The following is an 18,905-nucleotide window of genomic DNA, read 5'->3' on the forward strand; positions in this document are numbered from 1 at the left end:
GCGAAGAGGAGCTTCCATGCGAACTATCGCGGCGCGGCCATGACCTCACCACCCGACTCCTACGCCCTGTGCGAAGCCGCCCTTCGCGAGGGCGATCGCGACCGCTGGCTGGCCAGCATGTTCGCGCCGGCCGACAGGCGCCCGCATCTCCACGCGCTCTACGCTTTCAATCTCGAAGTCGCGCGGGTGGCGTCACAGGTCACGCAACCCCTGCTCGGGGAAATGCGGCTGCAATTCTGGACCGATCTGCTCAATGGCGAGCCGCAGGGCGAGGCGCGCAGCAATCCGGTCGCCGACGCCCTGCTGACCACGCTCGACGCCTGCGGCCTGCAGCGGGAGCCCTTGCTGGAATTGCTGGAGGCGCGGCTGTTCGACCTTTATGGCGAACCGCATCCCGACGTCGAAGCCTTTGACCATTATTGCGACCTCACGGCGGGGACATTGTTCCGGCTCGCCGGCCAGATCCTCGCGGGCGCGGAGGCGAGCGGCGTCGCCGCCGAACCCGCCGGCCGCGCCTACGCCCTCACCGGCCTGCTGCGCGCCTTGCCGTGGCTGGCGGCGGAAAACAAGAGCCTCATTCCCGCCGATCTCGCGGCGACTTACGGTCTCGGTCTGGTCACGCGGGAGAATACGCCGGGCCTGCGCGCGGCGTTGGCCGATTTGCGCGCCCACGCCCGCGCCGACCTGGACCGAACCGTCGCCGCCCTGGAGCAGACCCCGCAGCCAGAGGCGTCGGCCTATCGCGTCATGGCCTTGCCCAAGCTCTATCTCGCCCAGATGGACGAGGCGGCGGACCCGCTCAGCCCGCTGCCGGAGATCGCGCAATGGCGCCGGCAATGGGCGCTGTTGCGCGGCAAAGTTTAAACGACCCCGAGCCACGCCTTCAGGTCGGCGTCGGCCCGCGCGGAGATCGCCCGCTTCTTGGCCTGGGCCTTTTCAGGGCCGCGCAGCCGCTTGCCCTCCGGCGAGGTCGGCGCGATTTCCAGCGGCGGGAACAGGCCGAAATTCACGTTCATCGGCTGAAAGCTCTGCGGTCCCGCGTCGATGGTCTCGATATGGCCGCCGGTGATGTGGTTGATCAGCGCGCCGATGGCCGTGGTCGGCGGCGGCGGCGCCAGCACGCCGCCGAGGCGCTCGGCGGCGGCCATGCGGCCGGCGATCAGCCCGACCGCCGCGCTCTCGACATAGCCCTCGCAGCCCGTGATCTGGCCGGCGAACCGCAAGCGCGGATCGGCCTTGAGCCGCAGCCGCGAATCGAGCACGCGCGGCGAATTGAGGAAGGTGTTGCGGTGCAGCCCGCCGAGGCGGGCGAATTCGGCGCGCTCCAGCCCCGGAATGGTGCGAAACGCCTTGATCTGCGCGCCATAGGTCAGCTTGGTCTGGAACCCCACCATATTATAGAGCGTGCCCAGCGCGTTATCCTGGCGCAGTTGCACCACGGCGTAGGCCTTTTGCGTCGGATTGTGCGGATTGGTGAGGCCGAACGGCTTCATCGGCCCGTGCCGCAGCGTCTCGCGGCCGCGCTCGGCCATGACCTCGATCGGCAGGCAGCCGTCGAAATAGGGCGTCTTTTCAAAGTCCTTGAATGCGGTCTTCTCGCCTTCGAGCAGAGCGTCGATGAAGGCCTCGTATTGGTCGCGGTCGAGCGGGCAGTTGATGTAGTCGGCGCCGGTGCCGCCCGGGCCTGCCTTGTCGTAGCGCGATTGGAACCAGGCCTTGTCCATGTCGATCGAGTCAAAATGCGCGATGGGGGCGATGGCGTCGAAAAACGCCAGCTGGTCCTCCCCCGTCAGGCCGCCGATGGTTTCGGCCAGGGCCTGCGAGGTGAGGGGGCCGGTGGCGATCACGACATTGTCCCATTCGGCCGCCGGCAGCGAAATTTCCTCGCGGCGCAGGGTGATGGTGCGGTCGGATTCGAGCGCGGCGGTGACGGCGCCGGCGAATCCTTCGCGATCGACCGCCAGCGCGCCGCCCGCCGGCACCTGATTGGCGTCGGCGCAGGCCATGATCAGCGAATTCATCGCCCGCATCTCCCGATGCAGCACGCCCACGGCATTGGTCGAGGCTTCGTCGGAGCGGAACGAGTTGGAGCAGACCAGTTCCGCCAGCGCGTCGGTCTTGTGCGCGTCGGTCGGCCGCACCGGCCGCATTTCGTGCAGGACGACGGCGACGCCGGCGCGGGCGATCTGCCAGGCGGCTTCGCAGCCGGCGAGGCCGCCGCCGATGACATGGATGGGGTCGAGATCGTAAGCGGGATTGGCCATATGTGCGTCCGGCCGGCCTGACCTCGTCGGGGCGACGATGTCACGCTCGGTTTCTGGTTTTCGAGGAGCCTGGGCCGGAAGCCGGCGACCGGCTCGCGGGAGTTCCTGCGGGGAAGGCGCGTTATTAGCGCGGAAGTTGTTGGGAGGAAAGAGAAACGGCGGGGCAGGTCTCCTGGGGCGCCAGATGCAGCACGCGCCCGAAGAAGGGATCGTCGCCCTGCGGCCCGGCGATATACACCAGCGTGGAGCCGGAAAGCTCGGCGCCGAACAGGTCGAGCAGCGCCTTGCGCGCGGCGGCGGACAGCGAGTCGATGGCGGAATCGACTACAACCCACAATGGTCGATGCAGCAGCAGGCGGGCGAAGGCGAGGCCCTGCTGTTCGGCTTCGCTCAACTCCTGGTCCCAGCGCGCGGTCTCGTCCAGCCGCCCGGCGAGATGGCTCAGGCCCATGCGCGCCAGCGCCTGCGCGAACAGGGCGGGGTCCAATGCGTCCGCCGCGCCCGGATAGGCGAGCACGTCGCGCAGCCGCCCGTCGGGAATATAGGCGCGCTTGGGCATGAACATCATGCGGTCGTCCGCCGGCAGGCCGATGCGGCCGTCGCCCCAGATCCACAGGCCGGCCAGGGCGCGGAACAGGCTGGTCTTGCCGGCGCCGGGCGCGCCGACGATCAGCGTGTGCTGGCCCGGCGCGATTTCGACATGGGCCGCGTCGAGCCTGATCCGGCCCGCCGGCGAGGCGACGGCGAGATCGTCGAGGCGCAGCACATTGTCCGGCGCGACGGCGCGGTCGATGCGGCAGGGGCCGCCGAAGCGATCCAGGTCCTCCAGCGCCCGGCGAAACCCGCCGACGCGCAGCAGGGTGGCGCGCCAGTCGGCGATCGCGCTGGAATTGTCCACGAACCAGCGCAGCGACTGGTTGACCTGCTCGAACGCGCCCACCGCCATCAGCAGCCCGCCGAAGCTGAGATCGCCGGCAAAATAGGCGGGCGAGGCGACCAGCGTCGGCGCCGCCAGCATGATCCAGCCAGAGCCGGCGGTCACCCAGGTCAGCCGCGTGGTCACGCCGATCAGTCGCCGCAGCACCGCCAGCAGACGGTCGAACCGCGCGTTCAGCTTGCCTCTTTCCTCCGCCTCGCCGCGATGCACGGCGATGCCCTCGCCATGGTCGCTGGCGTGGACCAGGGCGAAGCGCAGGTCGGACTCGCGCGCGTAGCGTTCCGCCGTCAGCGGCACCAGCTTGCGCGCCGCCCGCCACGACAGGAACGAGGCCGCGCCGGCGTAAATCAGCGCCGCCCATACCATATAGCCGGGGATGCTGAAATGCTGGCCTCGGAACGACAGCACGACATTTTCCGACAGCCGCCACAATACGCCGATGAAACAGGCGAGCAGCAGCGCCGATTGCAGCAAGCCGACGCCGAGTTCGGTGGAGAGATCGGCCAGATGGTTGGCGTCCTCATGCACGCGCTGGTCCGGGTTGACCCCGATGGCGCCGGCGGCGCCGATGCGAAAAGCGCGACCGGGCGCCAGCCATTGCGCGATCAGATCGCGGGTCAGGCCCTCGCGCAGCACCATCTTCATGGTGAGATTCAGCCGCTTCTGCGCGACGTTGAGCGCGAGCAGCGTTCCGGCGATGAACAGATAGAGAAATAGCTGATGAAAGAACGCGTCCAGGTTCCTCTCGGCGAGCGAATCGTAGAACGCCTTGGTCCAGGCGTTCAGGCGAATCTGCATCCAGGCGCCGCCGCCGACCACGACGCACAGCCCTGCCGCCAGCGCCGCCAGAACCCGCCGCTGCGCCGAGGCGCTGAGCGCGCGCAACAGACCCCGCCCCAGCGCGACAAAATCCTCATCCGCGGCCTCTATGGGTCCCGCCATCGCATTCGCCTTCGCAAACCAAGGCCAAGCTTATAACATGGCGGGGGAAAGGCGGCGCACACCATGACCGGCACCCTTATCGAATCCCTGCTCGCCCGCATGACCCTCGGCGAAAAGCTGGGTCAGATGACCATGGCCACGGCGGGCGGCGCGACCACCGGGCCGGTGCGCGGCGAAGCGACGACCGAAAGCCTGCGCAAGGGCGAGGCCGGCTCGCTGCTCAACATCTGGGGCAAGCAGGCCACCGAAGGGTTTCAAAGGCTGGCCGTGGAGGAAACGCGCCTGGGCATACCGCTGTTTTTCGGCTGCGACGTGCTGCACGGCCATAAAACCGCATTCCCGATTCCGCTGGCCGAGGCCGGCGCGTTCGATCCCGGCCTGTGGGAGCGCACGGCCCGCGCGGCGGCGGCCGAGGCGGCGGCGGACGGCGCCGATCTGACCTTCGCGCCCATGCTCGACACGGCGCGCGATCCGCGCTGGGGCCGCATGGCCGAGGGCTTTGGCGAGGACCCGCTGTTGGGCGCGCGTTTCGCCGCCGCCAAGGTGCTGGGCTTCCAGGGCGATCTGGCCTCGCCCGCTTCGGTCGCCGCCACCGCCAAACATTTCGTCGGCGGCGGCGCGGCGTTGGCGGGGCGCGAATACGCCGCCGCCGATATTTCCGACCGCGCGCTGCACGAAACCTATCTGCCGCCGTTCCGCGCCGCCGTGCAGGCGGGCTGCGCCGCGATCATGGCGGCGTTCAATTCGGTCAATGGCGTCCCGATGACGGCCCATGTTCCGCTGCTGCGCGGGTGGCTGCGCCAAAAACTCGGGTTCGACGGCGTGATCATGAGCGATTACGCCGCCATCGAAGAACTGATCGACCATGGAATCGCCGCCGACCGCGTTGAGGCCGGCGCGCTGGCGCTCAAAGCCGGCGTGGACCTCGACATGGTCAGCGGCGTCTATCTGTCGGCGCTGCCCGAGGCGCTTGCGCGCGGGCTGGTGGAGATGGCCGACATTGACGCCGCCGTGCGCCGCATCCTCACACTCAAGCAGAAGCTCGGCCTGTTCGACGATCCGTATCGCCGCATCCGGGCGCCGGCGCCGCCGCCCGACAGGGAACTCGCGCTGGAGGCGGCGCGCGGCTGCGTCACGCTGCTGACCAACAACGGCGCGCTGCCGCTCGGCGCAACCACGCGCCGCATCGCCGTGATCGGGCCGCTGGCCGACGCCCGCGAGGAAATGGTCGGGCCGTGGACGCTCGCCGCCGACGCGAGCCAATGCGTGAGCGTTCTCGACGGGCTGCGCGCGGCGCTGCCTGAGTGCGACATTGTTCACGCGGCGGGCGTGAGCATCCGCGGCGGCGACGACAGCGGCATAGCGGAGGCCGTGGCGTTGTGCGACGGCGCCGAAGTCGTCGTGCTCTGCCTCGGCGAGGCCGCCAATATGAGCGGCGAGGCGTCGAGCCGCGCCCATCCCGGCCTGCCGGGCCGCCAGCGGCAGCTCGCGGAGGCGGTGCTGGCGAGCGGGCGCCCGGTGGTCGCGCTGCTGTCGTCGGGGCGGCCGCTGATCGTTCCCTGGCTGGCGGAGCGGGCCGATGCGCTGGTGGCGACCTGGTTCCTCGGCGTCGCCGCCGGTCAGGCCATCGCCGAGGTTTTAACCGGTCGGATCGACCCGGCCGGGCGGTTGCCGGCGACCTGGCCGCAAGAGGTCGGACAAATCCCGATTTTTTACGCGGAACGACCGGCCTCGCGCCCGCTCAAAGACAACGATCCCTTCACCAGCAAATATATCGACGCGCCCAACGACCCGCAGTTCCCGTTCGGCCACGGCCTGTCCTATGCGAGGGTCGAACTGGACAGGTTGCGGCTGGGCCAAAGCGAATTCAGCGCCCGGGATATTTTGCGCGTCGAGGTCGATGCGAAGAACCTGTCCGACCGCCCGTCGCTGCAGACGGTGTTTCTGTTCGCGCGCGACCGCGTGGCGAGCGCGGCGCCGCCGCTGCTGGAGCTGAAGGACTGGGCCAAGGTGGCGTTGGCTCCGGGCGAGACCAGGACCGTGACCTTCACGCTGGCGGCGCAAGCGCTGGCGTGCCTCGGTCCCGATCTGACGCCGAGGCTGGAGCCGGGCGATTTCGACATTTCCGTGGGCTTGAGCGCCGACCGGCGCGCGCTGCTTTCGGCGCCGCTCGTGTGCAGGCCTTTGAGCTGAGGCGCTGGAAAATGCAGCCGACAGCCTGCCGGGGCGGATTTGCAATCCCTATATGCAATGCCGAGCCGCCGGTGCGGCTCGAAATTGCGACGGAAGGTTTTTCATAATGCATGTGCTGATCATCGGCGCCAGCAAGGGGATCGGGCTGGAAACGGCGCGCCAGGCTCTCAAGGCCGGCCATCAGGTTCGCGCCCTCGCGCGCTCCGCCGCCGGAATAGAGATCTCGGACCCCAATCTTGAAAAGGTCTCGGGGGATGCTTTGAAGGCCGCGGATGTCGAAGCGGCTCTGGCCGGGGTGGACGTCGTGATCCAGACGCTGGGCATCGCCGGCGGAGATTTGTTCAAGCCTGTCAGCCTGTTCTCGGCCGCGACCCGCGTGCTGGTCGCGGCGATGGCGGCCAAGGGCGTCAAGCGTCTGATCTGCGTCACCGGTTTTGGCGCCGGCGACAGCCGCGCCAGCATCGGTTTTTTGCAGAAACTGCCCTTCAAGTTTTTCCTCGGCCGCGCTTACGATGACAAGAGCGCGCAGGAGCGTTTGATTAAGGACAGCGGTCTCGACTGGACCATCGCGCGGCCCGGAATTCTGACCAATGGCCCGAAAACCGGACGCTACCAGACGCTTGCCGAAGTGTCGAAGTGGCGCAATGGACTCATCTCGCGGGCGGATGTCGCCGACTTCCTGGTTCGCCAGATCGAGGATCGGACCTACGTCGGTCAGGCTCCGGTTCTGGTCAACTGACTTTTTTGGAGATCGCCGTGGAGCCGGAGCTTGCGAAATCGACGGTGTATTTCGACGGATCCTGTCCGTTGTGTCAGGCGGAGATCGGCTATTATCGCCGCGAGGATCGCGCCGGCGCGCTTTGTTTTGTCGATGTCTCGCAACCCGGCGCCGCAACCCCGGACGGCATGACCTGTCAGCGCGCGATGGCGCGGTTTCATGTGCGCGCGTGCGACGGGCGCGTCTTGTCCGGCGCGGCGGCCTTCGTCGAGATCTGGCGTCGCTTGCCGAATTGGCGCTGGGCGGCGCGCGCGGCGTCGCTGCCGGGCGTGTTGCCCGTGCTGGAGCTGGGCTACCGGGCGTTCTTGCCGGTGCGGCCGTTCCTTTCCCGCAGCATCGGGCGCATTTTGGCTTGGCGCGGTCGGTCAGCAAAAGAATGAGCCGCCGGAGCGGCTCATTTGCGTTTCACTTTTTCTTCTTCGGCGCGATCAGATCCGTGATCGTGCCTTCGTAAAGCTCCGCCGCGAGGCCGAACGTCTCCGACAAAGTGGGATGCGGGTGGATGGTCATGCCGATATCCTCGGCGTCCGCGCCCATTTCGATGGCGAGCGCCGCTTCCGCGATCAGGTCGCCGGCGCTGGGGCCGACAATGCCGACGCCGAGCAGGCGCTTGGTGTCCTCGTCGAAGATCACCTTGGTCAGGCCCTCGTCGCGGCCAAGCGACAGCGAGCGGCCCGAGGCGGCCCAGGGGAATACGGCCTTGCCATAGTTCAAGCCCCTGGCTTTGGCCTCGTTCTCGCTGACGCCGACAAAGGCGACTTCCGGGTCGGTATAGGCCACGCCGGGGATCACCTTGGCGTCGAAGGCCGACTTGTGGCCTAAAGATGCTTCCGCCGCCACTTTGGCTTCATGGGTCGCCTTGTGGGCGAGCATCGGCTGTCCCACAATGTCGCCGATGGCGAAAATATGCGCGACATTGGTGCGCATCTGCTTGTCCACCGCGATGAACCCGCGCTCGTCGACGTTCACGCCGGCGTTTTCGACGCCGATCAGCTTGCCGTTGGGCTTGCGGCCGACCGCCACCAGAATTCGGTCGAACGCCGCCTCGCGAACCGCGCCATCGGCGCCTTCCAGCGTCGCGCGCAGGCCGTCGGCTTCCGCCTTGACCGCCGTGACCTTGGTCTTGACCAGAATTTCGGCCTTCTTGCCGAGGCGCTTGGCCAGCGGCGCCACCACATCCTTGTCGGCGCCGGGGATGATCTGGTCCATCAGCTCGACAATGGTCACTTGCGAGCCGAGCGCGACATAGACCGTGGCCATTTCCAGCCCGATAATGCCGCCGCCCAGCACCAGCAGTTTTTCGGGAATGTCCTCCAGCGCCAGCGCGCCGGTGGAATCGATCACGCGCTTGTCGTCATGCGGAATGAAGGGCAGGGTGACCGGCTCGGAGCCCGCCGCGATGATCGCCTTGTCGAAGGAGATCACCTTCTTCGATCCGTCGTCCGCCGTCACTTCGACGGTGGTGGGCGAGGCGAATTTTCCCAACCCGGTGACGACCGTGACCTTGCGCTGCTTGGCCATGCCGGCGAGGCCGCCGGTCAGGCGCTTGATCACGCTGTCCTTCCAGCCGCGCAGCTTGTCGAGGTCGATGCTCGGCTCGCCGAACGACACGCCATGGTCGGCCATTTCGCGCGCCTCGTCGATCACCTTGGCCGCGTGCAAAAGCGCCTTGGAGGGGATGCAGCCGACATTGAGGCAGACGCCGCCTAAAATATTCCAACGCTCGACCAGAACCACCTTGGCGCCGAGGTCGGCGGCGCGGAAGGCGGCGCTGTAGCCGCCGGGACCGGCGCCGAGCACCAGCACCTCGGCGTGCAGGTCGGCGGCTGCGGCGGCGCTCGGGGCGGGCGCGGGCGCCGCGCGGTCGGCCTCGGCTTTCGCCGGGGGCTGGGCCTCCGCCGCGTCCAGCGTCAGCAGCAGCGCGCCTTCGCCAACGCGGTCGCCGACCTTCACCTTGATTTCCTTGACCACGCCGGCCTGCGGCGCAGGCACTTCCAGGGTCGCCTTGTCGCTTTCCAGCACGACGAGCGGGTCTTCCGGCTTGATCGTGTCGCCGGCCTTGACCAGGATTTCGATGATCGGCACGTCCTTGAAGTCGCCGATGTCGGGGACTTTGATTTCGATGGTCATGTCAGCCCCCAATCACAGCGCGAGACGGCGAATGTCTTCGAGCACCGTCGCCAGCGCCCGCGCGAACCTTGCCGCAGCCGCGCCGTCGACCACGCGATGGTCATACGACAGGCTCAGCGGCAGCATCAGGCGCGGGACAAATTCCTTGCCGTTCCACACCGGCGCCATTTTCGAGCGGACTACGCCGAGAATGGCCACTTCCGGCGCATTGACGATGGGGCTGAAGCTGGTGCCGCCAATGCCGCCGAGCGAGGAAATGGTGAAGGTGGCCCCGGACATTTCCGCCGGAGACAGTTTGCCCGCGCGCGCCCTGGTGGACAGCTCGCCCAGTTCTTTGGCGATCTGCAGCACGCCCTTCTTGTCGGCGTCCTTGATCACCGGCACCACCAGGCCCTCCGGCGTGTCCGCCGCAAAACCGATGTTCCAGTATTTCTTGTGGATCAACGCGTCCTTGTTGGGGCTGAGCGACGAGTTGAAATCGGGAAACTCCTTCAGCACCGCCACGCTGGCGCGCACCAAAAACGGCAGCAGCGAAACGCGATAGGCTTCCTTGGCCTTCTTGCCCTCGTCGTCGAGTTTTTTGCGGAATTCTTCGAGATCGGTGATGTCGGCCTCGTCGTTCTGCGTCACGGCGGGCACGTTGAGCCAGGAGCGATGCAGGAACGGCCCCGAAAGCTTCTTGATCCGCGACAGCGGCTTCTCTTCGATCGGGCCGAATTTGGAAAAGTCGATGGCGGGGATTTCGGGGATGCCGGCGCCACTCGCGGCGGCGGGCGCGGCGGCGCCCCCGCCCAGGAACTTTTTCACGTCTTCCTTGGTGACGCGGCCCTTTTCGCCGGACGCCGGCACCTTGGTCAGATCGACGTCGAGTTCGCGGGCGAGGCGGCGCACGGCGGGCGAGGCGAACACGGCGCCGAAATCCACCAGCGCCCCGCGCGGGCCGAGCAAGGGGGCCGGGCCGGGTTTCATCGCAGGCGCAGCCTTGCCAGCGTCGAACTCGTCGGTGACGGCGATGGGCTGCTCCCGGCGTTCGGGCGGCGGCGCGGCCGGCGTCACCGGGGCGGGGGCGGGGGCGCTTTCGGCTTCGAGCGTCAGGATGGCGACGCCTTCGGCCACCTTGTCGCCGATCTTCACCAGCACCTCGCCGACCCGCCCGGAGGCGGGGGCGGGCACTTCCATGGTGGCCTTGTCGCTCTCCAGCACGATCAGCGGATCTTCGGCCTTGATGACGTCGCCGGGCTTCACCAGCACTTCGATGACGGGAACGCCTTTGAAATCGCCGATATCGGGAACTTTGACTTCAATCTTGGACATGGATTTGACTTTCCAGAAATAATTCGGGCCTTGCGGATCGCGCGCGTTCACACGCGCGTCGGATCGGGCTTTTCCGGATCAATGTGATAAAGCTCGAGCGCCTCGGCGACCTTCTTGGCCGGGATGAGCTGTGAATCCGCCATGGCCTTCAGGCTGGCGAGCGCGACGAAATTGCGGTCCACCTCGAAAAAGGCGCGCAACTTCCGGCGGAAGTCGGAGCGGCCGAAACCGTCCGTGCCCAGCACCTTGTAGCGCGTCGGCACATAGGCGCGGATCTGCTCGGCGAAGGCGCGGACATAATCGGTGGAGGCCACCACCGGGCTGTCGCCCAGCGATTGCAGCAGTTGCGTGATATAGGGAACCCGCTCGTCCTCCAGCGGATGCAGCAGGTTCCAGCGGTCGACGCTTTCGGCCTCGCGCTTGAGTTCGGTGAAGCTGGTCACCGCGACAATGTCGGCGTGGACGCCGAAATCGCGTTCGAGTTGCGCGGCGCCTGCGATCACCTCGCGCAAAATGGCGCCGGAGCCGAGCAGGGTGACCTTCTTCTCCTTGGGCGTGCCGGCGGGCGCGCGCTTGAAGACGTAGGCCCCCTTGACGATGCCGTCTTCCGCCCCTTCCGGCATGGCCGGATGCTCGTAATTCTCGTTGAGCAGGGTGAGGTAGAAATAGACGTCCTCGTCGTCGGCATACATGCGCTTGAGGCCGTGCTGCACGATGACCGCGACTTCATAGGAGAAGGTCGCGTCATAGGAGACGCAGTTCGGCACGGTGGCCGAGAGGATGTGGCTGTGGCCGTCCTCGTGCTGCAAACCCTCGCCGTTGAGCGTGGTGCGCCCGGAGGTGCCGCCGAGCAGGAAGCCGCGCGCGCGCATGTCGCCCGCCGCCCAGCACAGGTCATGGACGCGCTGGAACCCGAACATCGAATAATAGATGTAGAACGGGATCATCGGCGTGTTGGAATTGGCGTAGGACGTGGCCGCCGCGATCCAACTCGCCATGGCGCCGGCCTCGTTGATGCCTTCCTGCAGCATCTGGCCGGAACGGTCCTCCTTGTACCAGGACAGTTGATCCGCATCCTGCGGCTTGTAGAGCTGCCCGACCTGCGAGAAGATTCCGTATTGCCGGAACATGCCCTCCATGCCGAAGGTGCGGGATTCGTCCGGCACGATCGGCACGATGCGCTTGCCGATGTTCTTGTCGCGCAGCAGATGGTTCAGCACGCGCACGAACGCCATGGTGGTGGAGATTTCGCGCCCCTGCGTGCTCTGCAATTGCAGCTCGAACGCCGACAGCGGCGGGATCTCCAGCTTTTCGGCGTGGCGCTTGCGCGCGGGCAGGTAGCCGCCCAGCGCCTTGCGGCGTTCGTGCAGGTAATTGTCTTCTTCCGAGCCCGCCGGGAACTTGATCAGCGGCAGATGCTCGATCTCGCCGTCGGAGACGGGAATGTTGAAGCGGTCGCGGAATTGCTTCAGCGCGTCGAGGCTCATCTTCTTGGCCTGATGCGCCATCATCTGCGCTTCGCCGGCCGAGCCCATGCCATAGCCCTTGATGGTCTTGGCGAGGATGACGGTGGGCTGGCCCTTGTGCTCCACCGCCGCCTTGTAGGCGGCGTAGATCTTGCGGGAATCGTGCCCGCCGCGCGTCAGCTTCCAGATTTTCTCGTCCGACCAGTCCTTGACCATGGCGGCGGTCTCGGGATAGCGGCCGAAGAACTTCGCGCGGATATAGGCGCCGTTTTTCGACTTGAAGTCCTGATATTCGCCGTCGACGCATTCCTCCATCAACTGGCGCAGGCGGCCGGAAAAGTCGCGGGCCAGCAGCTCGTCCCAGCCCGTGCCCCACACCAGCTTGACCACGTTCCAGCCGGCGCCGCGGAAATCGGCCTCAAGCTCCTGGATGATCTTGCCATTGCCGCGCACCGGGCCGTCGAGGCGTTGCAGGTTGCAGTTGATGACGAAAATCAGGTTGTCGAGTTTTTCGCGTCCGGCCAGCGAGATCGCGCCGAGCGATTCCGGCTCGTCCATCTCGCCGTCGCCCATGAACGCCCACACTTTGCGTTCGTGGGTGTGGATCAGGCTGCGTCCTTCGAGATAGCGCAGGAAGCGGGCCTGATAAATCGCCATCAGCGGCCCCAGGCCCATGGAGACCGTGGGGAATTGCCAGAAATCCGGCATCAGCCAGGGATGCGGATAGGACGACAGGCCCTTGCCGTCCACTTCCTGGCGGAAATTGAGGATCTGCTCCTCGCTGATGCGGCCTTCGAGGAAGGCGCGGGCGTAGATGCCGGGCGAGGAATGACCCTGGATGAAAATCAGGTCGCCGGCGTGGTTCTCCGCAGGCGCGTGCCAGAAATGCATGAAGCCGACGTCATAGAGCGTGGCGGCGGACTGGAACGAGGCGATATGGCCGCCGAGTTCGGACGAGACCTTGTTGGCCTTGAGCACGACCATCGCCGCGTTCCAGCGGATCGCCGCGCGGATTTTGGTCTCAATGTGCCGGACGCCGGGATGCTCCGGCTGATTCTCGGGCGGAATGGTGTTGATATAGGCGGTGTTCCAGGCGAAAGGCAGTTGCGCCCCGTTCTTGCGCGCCTCGGCGACGACATCGGCCAGCAGTTCGTCGACACGCTCGACGCCTTCGAATTCCTGAACGGAATTCAAGGATTCCAGCCATTCCTGGGTTTCTTGCGCGGATTCGGCGCGGTCCATGGATTTTTCCTCCGGCATGGGACTCCGCCTGGCGGACCTGCGGTCCGGCGTCGGAACCCGTCTTCTTGTTGAAGGCTTGCGCCCCTCCCAGTTGGCGGTTTTGCGCCCGCCGCGATCTTATTTATTTGATCTGCGGCTGCGAGATTATGTCACAGTTGACAATTCTCTAAATGAATTGATTTCCTAAGGACTATTCGATATCGGAATATAATGGAGCTGAAGAATCTTCGCGCCTTTGTGGAAGTCATCCGACAGAACGGGTTCACGGCCGCCGGCAAGGCGCTGAACGCGACGCAATCGACCGTCAGCAAGGCGGTGCGCGCGCTGGAGGACGAAATCGGCGCGCCGCTGCTCGACCGTCTGGCGCAAAAGCCGCGCATGACGGCGATCGGCGAGGCGGTTTACGCCCGCGCGGTGCGGCTGCTGGCCGAGCGCGACGACCTCCTGGCGGAAATCGACGAATTGCGCGGCCTCAAGCGCGGCGCGCTGCGGCTCGGCCTGCCGCCGGTCGGCAGCGGCATCCTGTTCGCGCCGCTGTTCGCGCGCTTCCGCCGGGCCTATCCGGGCATCGACATCCGGCTGGTGGAGCAGGGCAGCGCCCGGCTCGAGGAGATTTTGCGGCTGGGCGAAATCGACTTCGCCGCGTCGCTGCTGCCGGTGGACGAGGATTTCGAGTGGCATGAGATCCGCCGCGATCCCTTGATGACCCTGGTTGCGGCGGAAAATCCGCTGGCGCAGCGCGGCCGCGTCACGATTCAGGACTTGCGCGATACGCCGCTGATCCTGTTCGAAAGCGGGTTCGCCCAGAATCGTGTCATCATCAACGCCTGTCACCGCGCCGGGTTCGAGCCGGTGGTGGCGGCGCGCTCGGGCCAGATCGATTTCGTGGTCGAACTGGCGGCGGCCGATGTGGGCGCCGCCTTCCTGCCGCGCCTGCTGGTCGAGAGCCACGCCCGGCGCGGCGTGGCGAGCCTCGCCCTCGACGAACCGGACGTCGATTGGCGGCTCGCTTTGGTCTGGCGCAAGGGCGCCTATCTGTCCGACGCCGCCCGCGCCTGGCAGGCGCTGGCGATGGCCTCGCGCTTCGATTGAGCCGCGCGCCCTCGCGATTTGCCTTAAGGTTAACGTCGCCGACCACCGCTTCGCCGCGGTCGGCGATCATTCCACCCCGCACACGGTGACGCTGGAAATCCCTGCAACGCCAACGGCGCGGTCATGACTGCCTGACCGACGCCGCCCAGCTATTCGCGCGAAGGTTGTCCAAAAAATATTTTTCAACCCTGACGCGATCTCTCGGCCTCATCAATTTGTTAAGGTTGTTCAGGGGATTAGCGACCAAAAAAGACGAAGAGTGCGTGAAGCGCGGGACCGAAACGTCGCCATTCCGACGGAAATGGTTAGCAATCTGTTAATATCTCGCCGCGAACCTGCTTGGCATCGCCCGACAGTCATTCGCGAGCAGAGCCATGAGCACCGCCATAAATAATTCTTCGGTCTCCTATTGGAGCAGCTATTCCGGCGCCTACGACTTCACCAAACTCACCCAGCTCGCGTCCTCGCTCGCCCTGGCGCGGTCGTCCGCCTCGGCCAACTCGTCGTCGTCCTATTCTTCGTCCTCGAACCAGGTCTCGGCCTCCGCGTCCTCGTCGGACACGTCCGCGCTCCAGGCGCTGCTGATCGATATCGACGGCAAGCTGACCGAGCTGATCAATTTCCAGAAGGCGCAGAGCGCCTCGCTGCCCGACGCCGGCGGCTACGGCGTCACCACGTCCCAGAAGGACGCCTCCTATGTCGCGCCCCAGAACGTCGCGACCGGCGCCTCGGCCCAGCTCGATTCCAGCAATTCCTTCATTCAGCAGGTTTCGCATTACGTCAGCGGCAACACGCTGTCCTTCTCCGACGCCAAGGCGATTCTCACCGAGGCGGGAACCGGCGACATGACCGCCGACAAGATGGCGGCCCTGCAGGCGATCGCGAAGAACCTCAACGCCAGCGGCGCCTACGCCATCACCGCTTCGGATTACGTCAAGCAGATGTTCGACAATGTCGTCCTCGGCAACACCCGGAACGACAAGGCCGGCGGCAACCTGACCGCCTCCAGCACGCAGGCGCAGATGACCGCGCTGGTCGACAAATGGTTCGGCGGGACGGACAATCCGAATATCGACGCCAATTCACATTACCAGGACTTCTATGGCCTCGGCGGCTCGCTGTTCGGCTCGGGACCGCAGGCGTCCGACGTCAACCAGGGCCGCCTCGCCGACAGTTCGCTGCTCGCCTCGCTGGCGGCGCTCGCCGCCGCGAATCCCGGCGCGATCCAGGACATGATCACGGACAATCAAGACGGCACCTATGGCGTCCGCTTCTACCTCAACGGCGAGAAGCAATATGTCACCGTGGACAGCAAGCTCGCCGTGATGAACGACGGCACCCGCAACGACAAGTCGATCTACGAATATAACGGCGGCTCCAACGGCACGCTGTGGAGCCAGATCGCGGAAAAGGCCTATGCCGAGTTCCTGTCGGAGGTGAACGGCGGCAGCAACGATATGGCCAATCTCTCGACCGACGGCGACTGGTATCTCTCCGCGGGCTTGAAGGTGACGGGCTCCGATTTCGCCCAGACCGCGCTGCAGAACGCCTCGACCACCCATTACACCCTGAATTCGGACTCCGCCGCCAACGGCCATTACGCCGCGATGAAGACCTTCCTCGGCAACCAGATTTCGACCGCGCTGTCGTCCGGCCAGATCGTCACCATGGACGCCATCGCCGGCGGCCGCACCGGCCAGGTGTTCGAAGACAACAATCTCGTCGGCAACCACCGCTTCGCCGTGGTCGGCTACAATTCCAACACCCAGACCGTGACGCTGGACAATCCCTGGAACGCCAACGGCACGATCACCGCGCGCTTCACCATGAAGCTCGACGAGCTCGCCGCCCAGAACGTGCGCTTCAACGTCAACGGCGGGGCGGTCATGACGGCCTGACCCGCGTTCCTCCGGCGGTTGTGAAAAAAGGCGCAACCGCCTCGGCTCTCCGGCGTTCGCATGACGGCGATCTCGTGGTAACGGCATGAAGACCCTGCGACGAAACCGCGCACTGTTGGAGATGCCCCTTGTCCACCACCGGCGAGAAGATCCCGCTCGACCTGAACCTGAACGATCAGGAGATCGACGCGCAGAGCCTCGAAGACGAGCAGGAGTTCGGACCGGCCGGCGAGGGCGGGGACGACGAGGCCTCCGCCGCCAAGCGGCGGGTCAAGAAAGTCGCCTCCGCGATCAGCGGGCGCAGGTATCGCAAGCGCCAGCTGGTGCTCATCGACAGTCTGCGCCCCTCGCTCGCCGAACGCATCCGTCGCGACTATCCGGAGCTGCCGGCCAACGCGCGGATCTCGTATGGCGAACTCGCGCGCTACCAGATGCTCTATGTCGAGGAGTTGTTGCAGCAGGAGCACGGCGAGTTTAGCGAACTCGACCGTCAGGTCGCCGAAAGCATCGCCAAGCAGGAAACCATCGCCGAAAACACCGAAGACGAATATGAGGAGCATCGCACCTTTGGCGAGCGGCTGTCCGACCATCTGGCGAGTTTCGGCGGCAGCTGGGCCTTCCTCATCTCCTTCGCGGTCGTTCTGGTGGTGTGGATGGCCTTCAATCTGGTCAGGGGGGAAGGGGCGGCGTTCGATCCCTATCCGTTCATCCTGCTCAACCTCGTCCTGTCCTGCCTCGCCGCGATCCAGGCGCCGGTCATCATGATGAGCCAGAAGCGGCAGGAGGCCAAGGATCGCCAGCGCTCACTCAACGACTATCGCGTCAACCTCAAGGCCGAACTCGAAATCCGCCACCTGCACGAGAAGATCGACTATCTGATCTCGCGGCAATGGCAGCGGCTGTCGGAAATACAGCAGGTGCAGATCGAAATGCTGCAACAAGCCGACCGCCGCAAGAAGACCAAAACCCCGAGGCGGCGCGAGGACCCGGCGCCCGCCGCTTGACTGGAATAATTCCAATCTAGCGCATTTCAATTGCAGGCTTTTAAGGCTCAAGCTTTATTTCTCCACACTCGGAAAGTTCGCCGGGGAGAGTCGCTGTGGCGCTAGCGCCAGAGTCGAGGTCTTCCACGTGCGCCGCCGGTTGTGCTGCTTGTGTTTGAAGCATTCCGGCGTAAAACTAAGTCGAGATCGGCGGCAACTAAGAAAAGATATGGATTTCGATATGAAAAGCCCGAAGTGGAGCAAGAAAAAACGGCAGCTGGCCGTTGGCGCCGTCCTGCTGGGCGCGCTTGCGGGCGGTCCAGCCCGCGCCGCCGACGCCGCGCCCCCGGCCGAACCCGCGCCCGACGATCTGCCCTCCGTTCTCAACAGCGTTCCGGCGTTCGCGCCTATCGTCGATTTCAAGAAGCAGCTCAGGGACAAGGGCGTCAATCTGCAGCTCAACTACATCGGCGAGGTTCTTGGCGCCGCCTCCGGGGGCAAGCGCCAGGGCGCGATCTATGACGGGCGCATGGAATTCGTGCTCGACGCCGACATGGAGAAGATCGCCGGCCTGACCGGCGGCGCGATCCACGCCAACGCCTATTGGATCCACGGCACGGGCCTGTCGCGCTATTATCTTGGCAATCTGCTCACGGCCAGCAATATCGAGGCGCTGCCCACCTTCCGGCTCTACGAGGCGTGGTACGAGCAGAGGGCGTTCGACGACGGCCTCAGCCTGCGCTTCGGCCAGCTCGCCGCCGATACGGAATTCTTCGTCAGCAAATATGGCGCGCTGTTCATCAACGGCACGTTCGGCTGGCCCGCCTTCACCGGCGCCAACCTGCCGAGCGGCGGTCCCGGCTATCCCTTCGCCACCCCCGGCGTCCGGGTCAAGCTCGGCAGCGACAGCGACCCCGTCAACATCCTCGCCGCCGTGTTCAACGGCGATCCCGCGGGTTCGTGCGGCGACGACGCCCAGCGCTGCAACCGTTACGGGACCAATGTCCGCCTGCAGGACGCGCCGCTCGCGATGCAGGAAGTTCAGTACAAGTACAACCAGGGCAAGGACGACACGGGCCTGGCCGGCACGATCAAGTTCGGCGCGTTCGAGCATTACGGCAATTTCGCCAACCTGCGCTACGACACCGCAGGCTCCCCGCTCGGCGGCCTCGCCAGCAATGGCGTGGCCGGCGTGCTGAAAGGCGATTACGGCTTTTACGGCGTGCTGGACCAGCAAATCTGGAAAATGGGCGACGAACCCGGCAAGGGCGCGGCGCTGTTCGTGCGCGTGGCCGGCGCGCCGGGCGACCGCAACATGGTCGATTTCTACGTCGATGGCGGCGTGAACTTCACCGGGCTGGTTCCGGGACGGCCGGACGACGCTTTCGGCGTCGCTGTGGCCTACGCTCATGTTTCCAATTGGCTGCGCGGCTATGACATCGATTCGGGCGCGGCGGTCGCGCGCCGCGACGAAACCGCGCTGGAGCTGACCTATCAGTACCAGATCGTGTCCGGCTGGAACGTGCAGCCCGACTTCCAGTACATTTTCCGCCCCGGCGGCGGCGTGGCCGACGCCAATGGCGCCCGCGTGCGCGATGCGGCCGTGTTCGGCGTCCGCACCACGCTCAACTTCTAACGGAAAAAGGCGCGCCCGACAGGCGCGCCT

14 protein-coding genes are annotated in these 18,905 nt (G+C 65.9%); 9 read left to right on the forward strand and 5 right to left on the reverse strand.

From position 1 onward, the window contains the following. Nucleotides 1–39: 39 nt before the first annotated feature. Nucleotides 40–864: a phytoene/squalene synthase family protein gene (locus tag CFB24_RS09885; protein ID WP_141098414.1), complete on the forward strand. Its 825-nt coding sequence runs from the start codon at nucleotides 40–42 to the stop codon at nucleotides 862–864. Here the strand turns inward: CFB24_RS09885 and trmFO are convergent. Both trmFO and CFB24_RS09895 read right to left on the reverse strand, forming a co-directional pair. Beyond that, the gene (gene trmFO / locus CFB24_RS09890) at nucleotides 861–2,264 is read right to left on the reverse strand and encodes a methylenetetrahydrofolate--tRNA-(uracil(54)-C(5))-methyltransferase (FADH(2)-oxidizing) TrmFO (protein WP_088520432.1); all 1,404 of its coding nucleotides are present in this window, start codon (nucleotides 2,262–2,264) and stop codon (nucleotides 861–863) included. The genes CFB24_RS09885 and trmFO overlap by 4 nt on opposite strands. Before the next feature lie 124 nt (nucleotides 2,265–2,388). Next, nucleotides 2,389–4,143, reverse strand: coding sequence for an ABC transporter ATP-binding protein/permease (locus CFB24_RS09895; protein ID WP_088520433.1), 1,755 nt, complete (start codon nucleotides 4,141–4,143; stop codon nucleotides 2,389–2,391). A gap of 63 nt (nucleotides 4,144–4,206) precedes the next feature. On the opposite strand from CFB24_RS09895, the gene CFB24_RS09900 reads away from it, so the two are divergent. The 3 genes from CFB24_RS09900 (at nucleotide 4,207) to CFB24_RS09910 (ending at nucleotide 7,494) form a co-directional block, all read left to right on the forward strand. After that, nucleotides 4,207–6,336 carry a glycoside hydrolase family 3 N-terminal domain-containing protein gene (locus tag CFB24_RS09900; RefSeq protein WP_088520434.1) on the forward strand — a complete coding sequence of 710 codons (2,130 nt, stop codon included), beginning with the start codon at nucleotides 4,207–4,209 and terminating at the stop codon, nucleotides 6,334–6,336. A 106-nt stretch (nucleotides 6,337–6,442) separates the two neighbouring features. After that, a complete protein-coding gene (locus CFB24_RS09905; protein WP_088520435.1) occupies nucleotides 6,443–7,075 on the forward strand; it encodes an NAD(P)-dependent oxidoreductase in 633 nt (210 codons plus the stop codon). Nucleotides 7,076–7,092: 17 nt separating this feature from the next. Next, nucleotides 7,093–7,494 (forward strand): thiol-disulfide oxidoreductase DCC family protein, encoded by a 402-nt coding sequence (locus tag CFB24_RS09910; protein WP_088520477.1) that lies wholly within the window; start codon nucleotides 7,093–7,095, stop codon nucleotides 7,492–7,494. Nucleotides 7,495–7,519: 25 nt separating this feature from the next. On the opposite strand, the gene lpdA is transcribed toward CFB24_RS09910, so the two are convergent. The 3 genes from lpdA to aceE are packed head-to-tail and all read right to left on the reverse strand — an operon-like array spanning nucleotide 7,520 to nucleotide 13,266. Next, a complete protein-coding gene (gene lpdA, locus CFB24_RS09915) occupies nucleotides 7,520–9,244 on the reverse strand; it encodes a dihydrolipoyl dehydrogenase (protein ID WP_088520436.1) in 1,725 nt (574 codons plus the stop codon). 12 nt (nucleotides 9,245–9,256) lie between these two features. After that, nucleotides 9,257–10,558: a dihydrolipoyllysine-residue acetyltransferase gene (gene aceF, locus CFB24_RS09920; RefSeq protein WP_088520478.1), complete on the reverse strand. Its 1,302-nt coding sequence runs from the start codon at nucleotides 10,556–10,558 to the stop codon at nucleotides 9,257–9,259. A 47-nt stretch (nucleotides 10,559–10,605) separates the two neighbouring features. Then, nucleotides 10,606–13,266 carry a pyruvate dehydrogenase (acetyl-transferring), homodimeric type gene (gene aceE / locus CFB24_RS09925; RefSeq protein WP_244593271.1) on the reverse strand — a complete coding sequence of 887 codons (2,661 nt, stop codon included), beginning with the start codon at nucleotides 13,264–13,266 and terminating at the stop codon, nucleotides 10,606–10,608. Here aceE and CFB24_RS23050 point away from each other — a divergent pair. The 5 genes from CFB24_RS23050 to CFB24_RS09945 all read left to right on the forward strand — a co-directional run bounded on the left by CFB24_RS23050 (nucleotide 13,265) and on the right by CFB24_RS09945 (nucleotide 18,875). Then, on the forward strand, nucleotides 13,265–13,453 hold the full coding sequence (locus CFB24_RS23050) for a hypothetical protein (protein ID WP_170068172.1): 189 nt from the start codon (nucleotides 13,265–13,267) through the stop codon (nucleotides 13,451–13,453). The genes aceE and CFB24_RS23050 overlap by 2 nt on opposite strands. A 23-nt stretch (nucleotides 13,454–13,476) precedes the next feature. After that, nucleotides 13,477–14,358: a LysR family transcriptional regulator gene (locus tag CFB24_RS09930; protein WP_088520438.1), complete on the forward strand. Its 882-nt coding sequence runs from the start codon at nucleotides 13,477–13,479 to the stop codon at nucleotides 14,356–14,358. 374 nt (nucleotides 14,359–14,732) lie between these two features. Next, nucleotides 14,733–16,256: a C2 family cysteine protease gene (locus CFB24_RS09935; RefSeq protein ID WP_088520439.1), complete on the forward strand. Its 1,524-nt coding sequence runs from the start codon at nucleotides 14,733–14,735 to the stop codon at nucleotides 16,254–16,256. Nucleotides 16,257–16,384: 128 nt separating this feature from the next. Next, nucleotides 16,385–17,260, forward strand: a complete 876-nt coding sequence (locus CFB24_RS09940) for a DUF1003 domain-containing protein (protein WP_206605492.1) — start codon at nucleotides 16,385–16,387, stop codon at nucleotides 17,258–17,260. 220 nt (nucleotides 17,261–17,480) lie between these two features. Next, nucleotides 17,481–18,875, forward strand: a complete 1,395-nt coding sequence (locus tag CFB24_RS09945; protein ID WP_158255280.1) for a carbohydrate porin — start codon at nucleotides 17,481–17,483, stop codon at nucleotides 18,873–18,875. Nucleotides 18,876–18,905 lie beyond the last annotated feature (30 nt).

Source organism: Rhodoblastus acidophilus (assembly GCF_900187365.1).
In the GTDB taxonomy this organism is placed as follows: Bacteria; Pseudomonadota; Alphaproteobacteria; order Rhizobiales; family Beijerinckiaceae; genus Rhodoblastus; species Rhodoblastus acidophilus.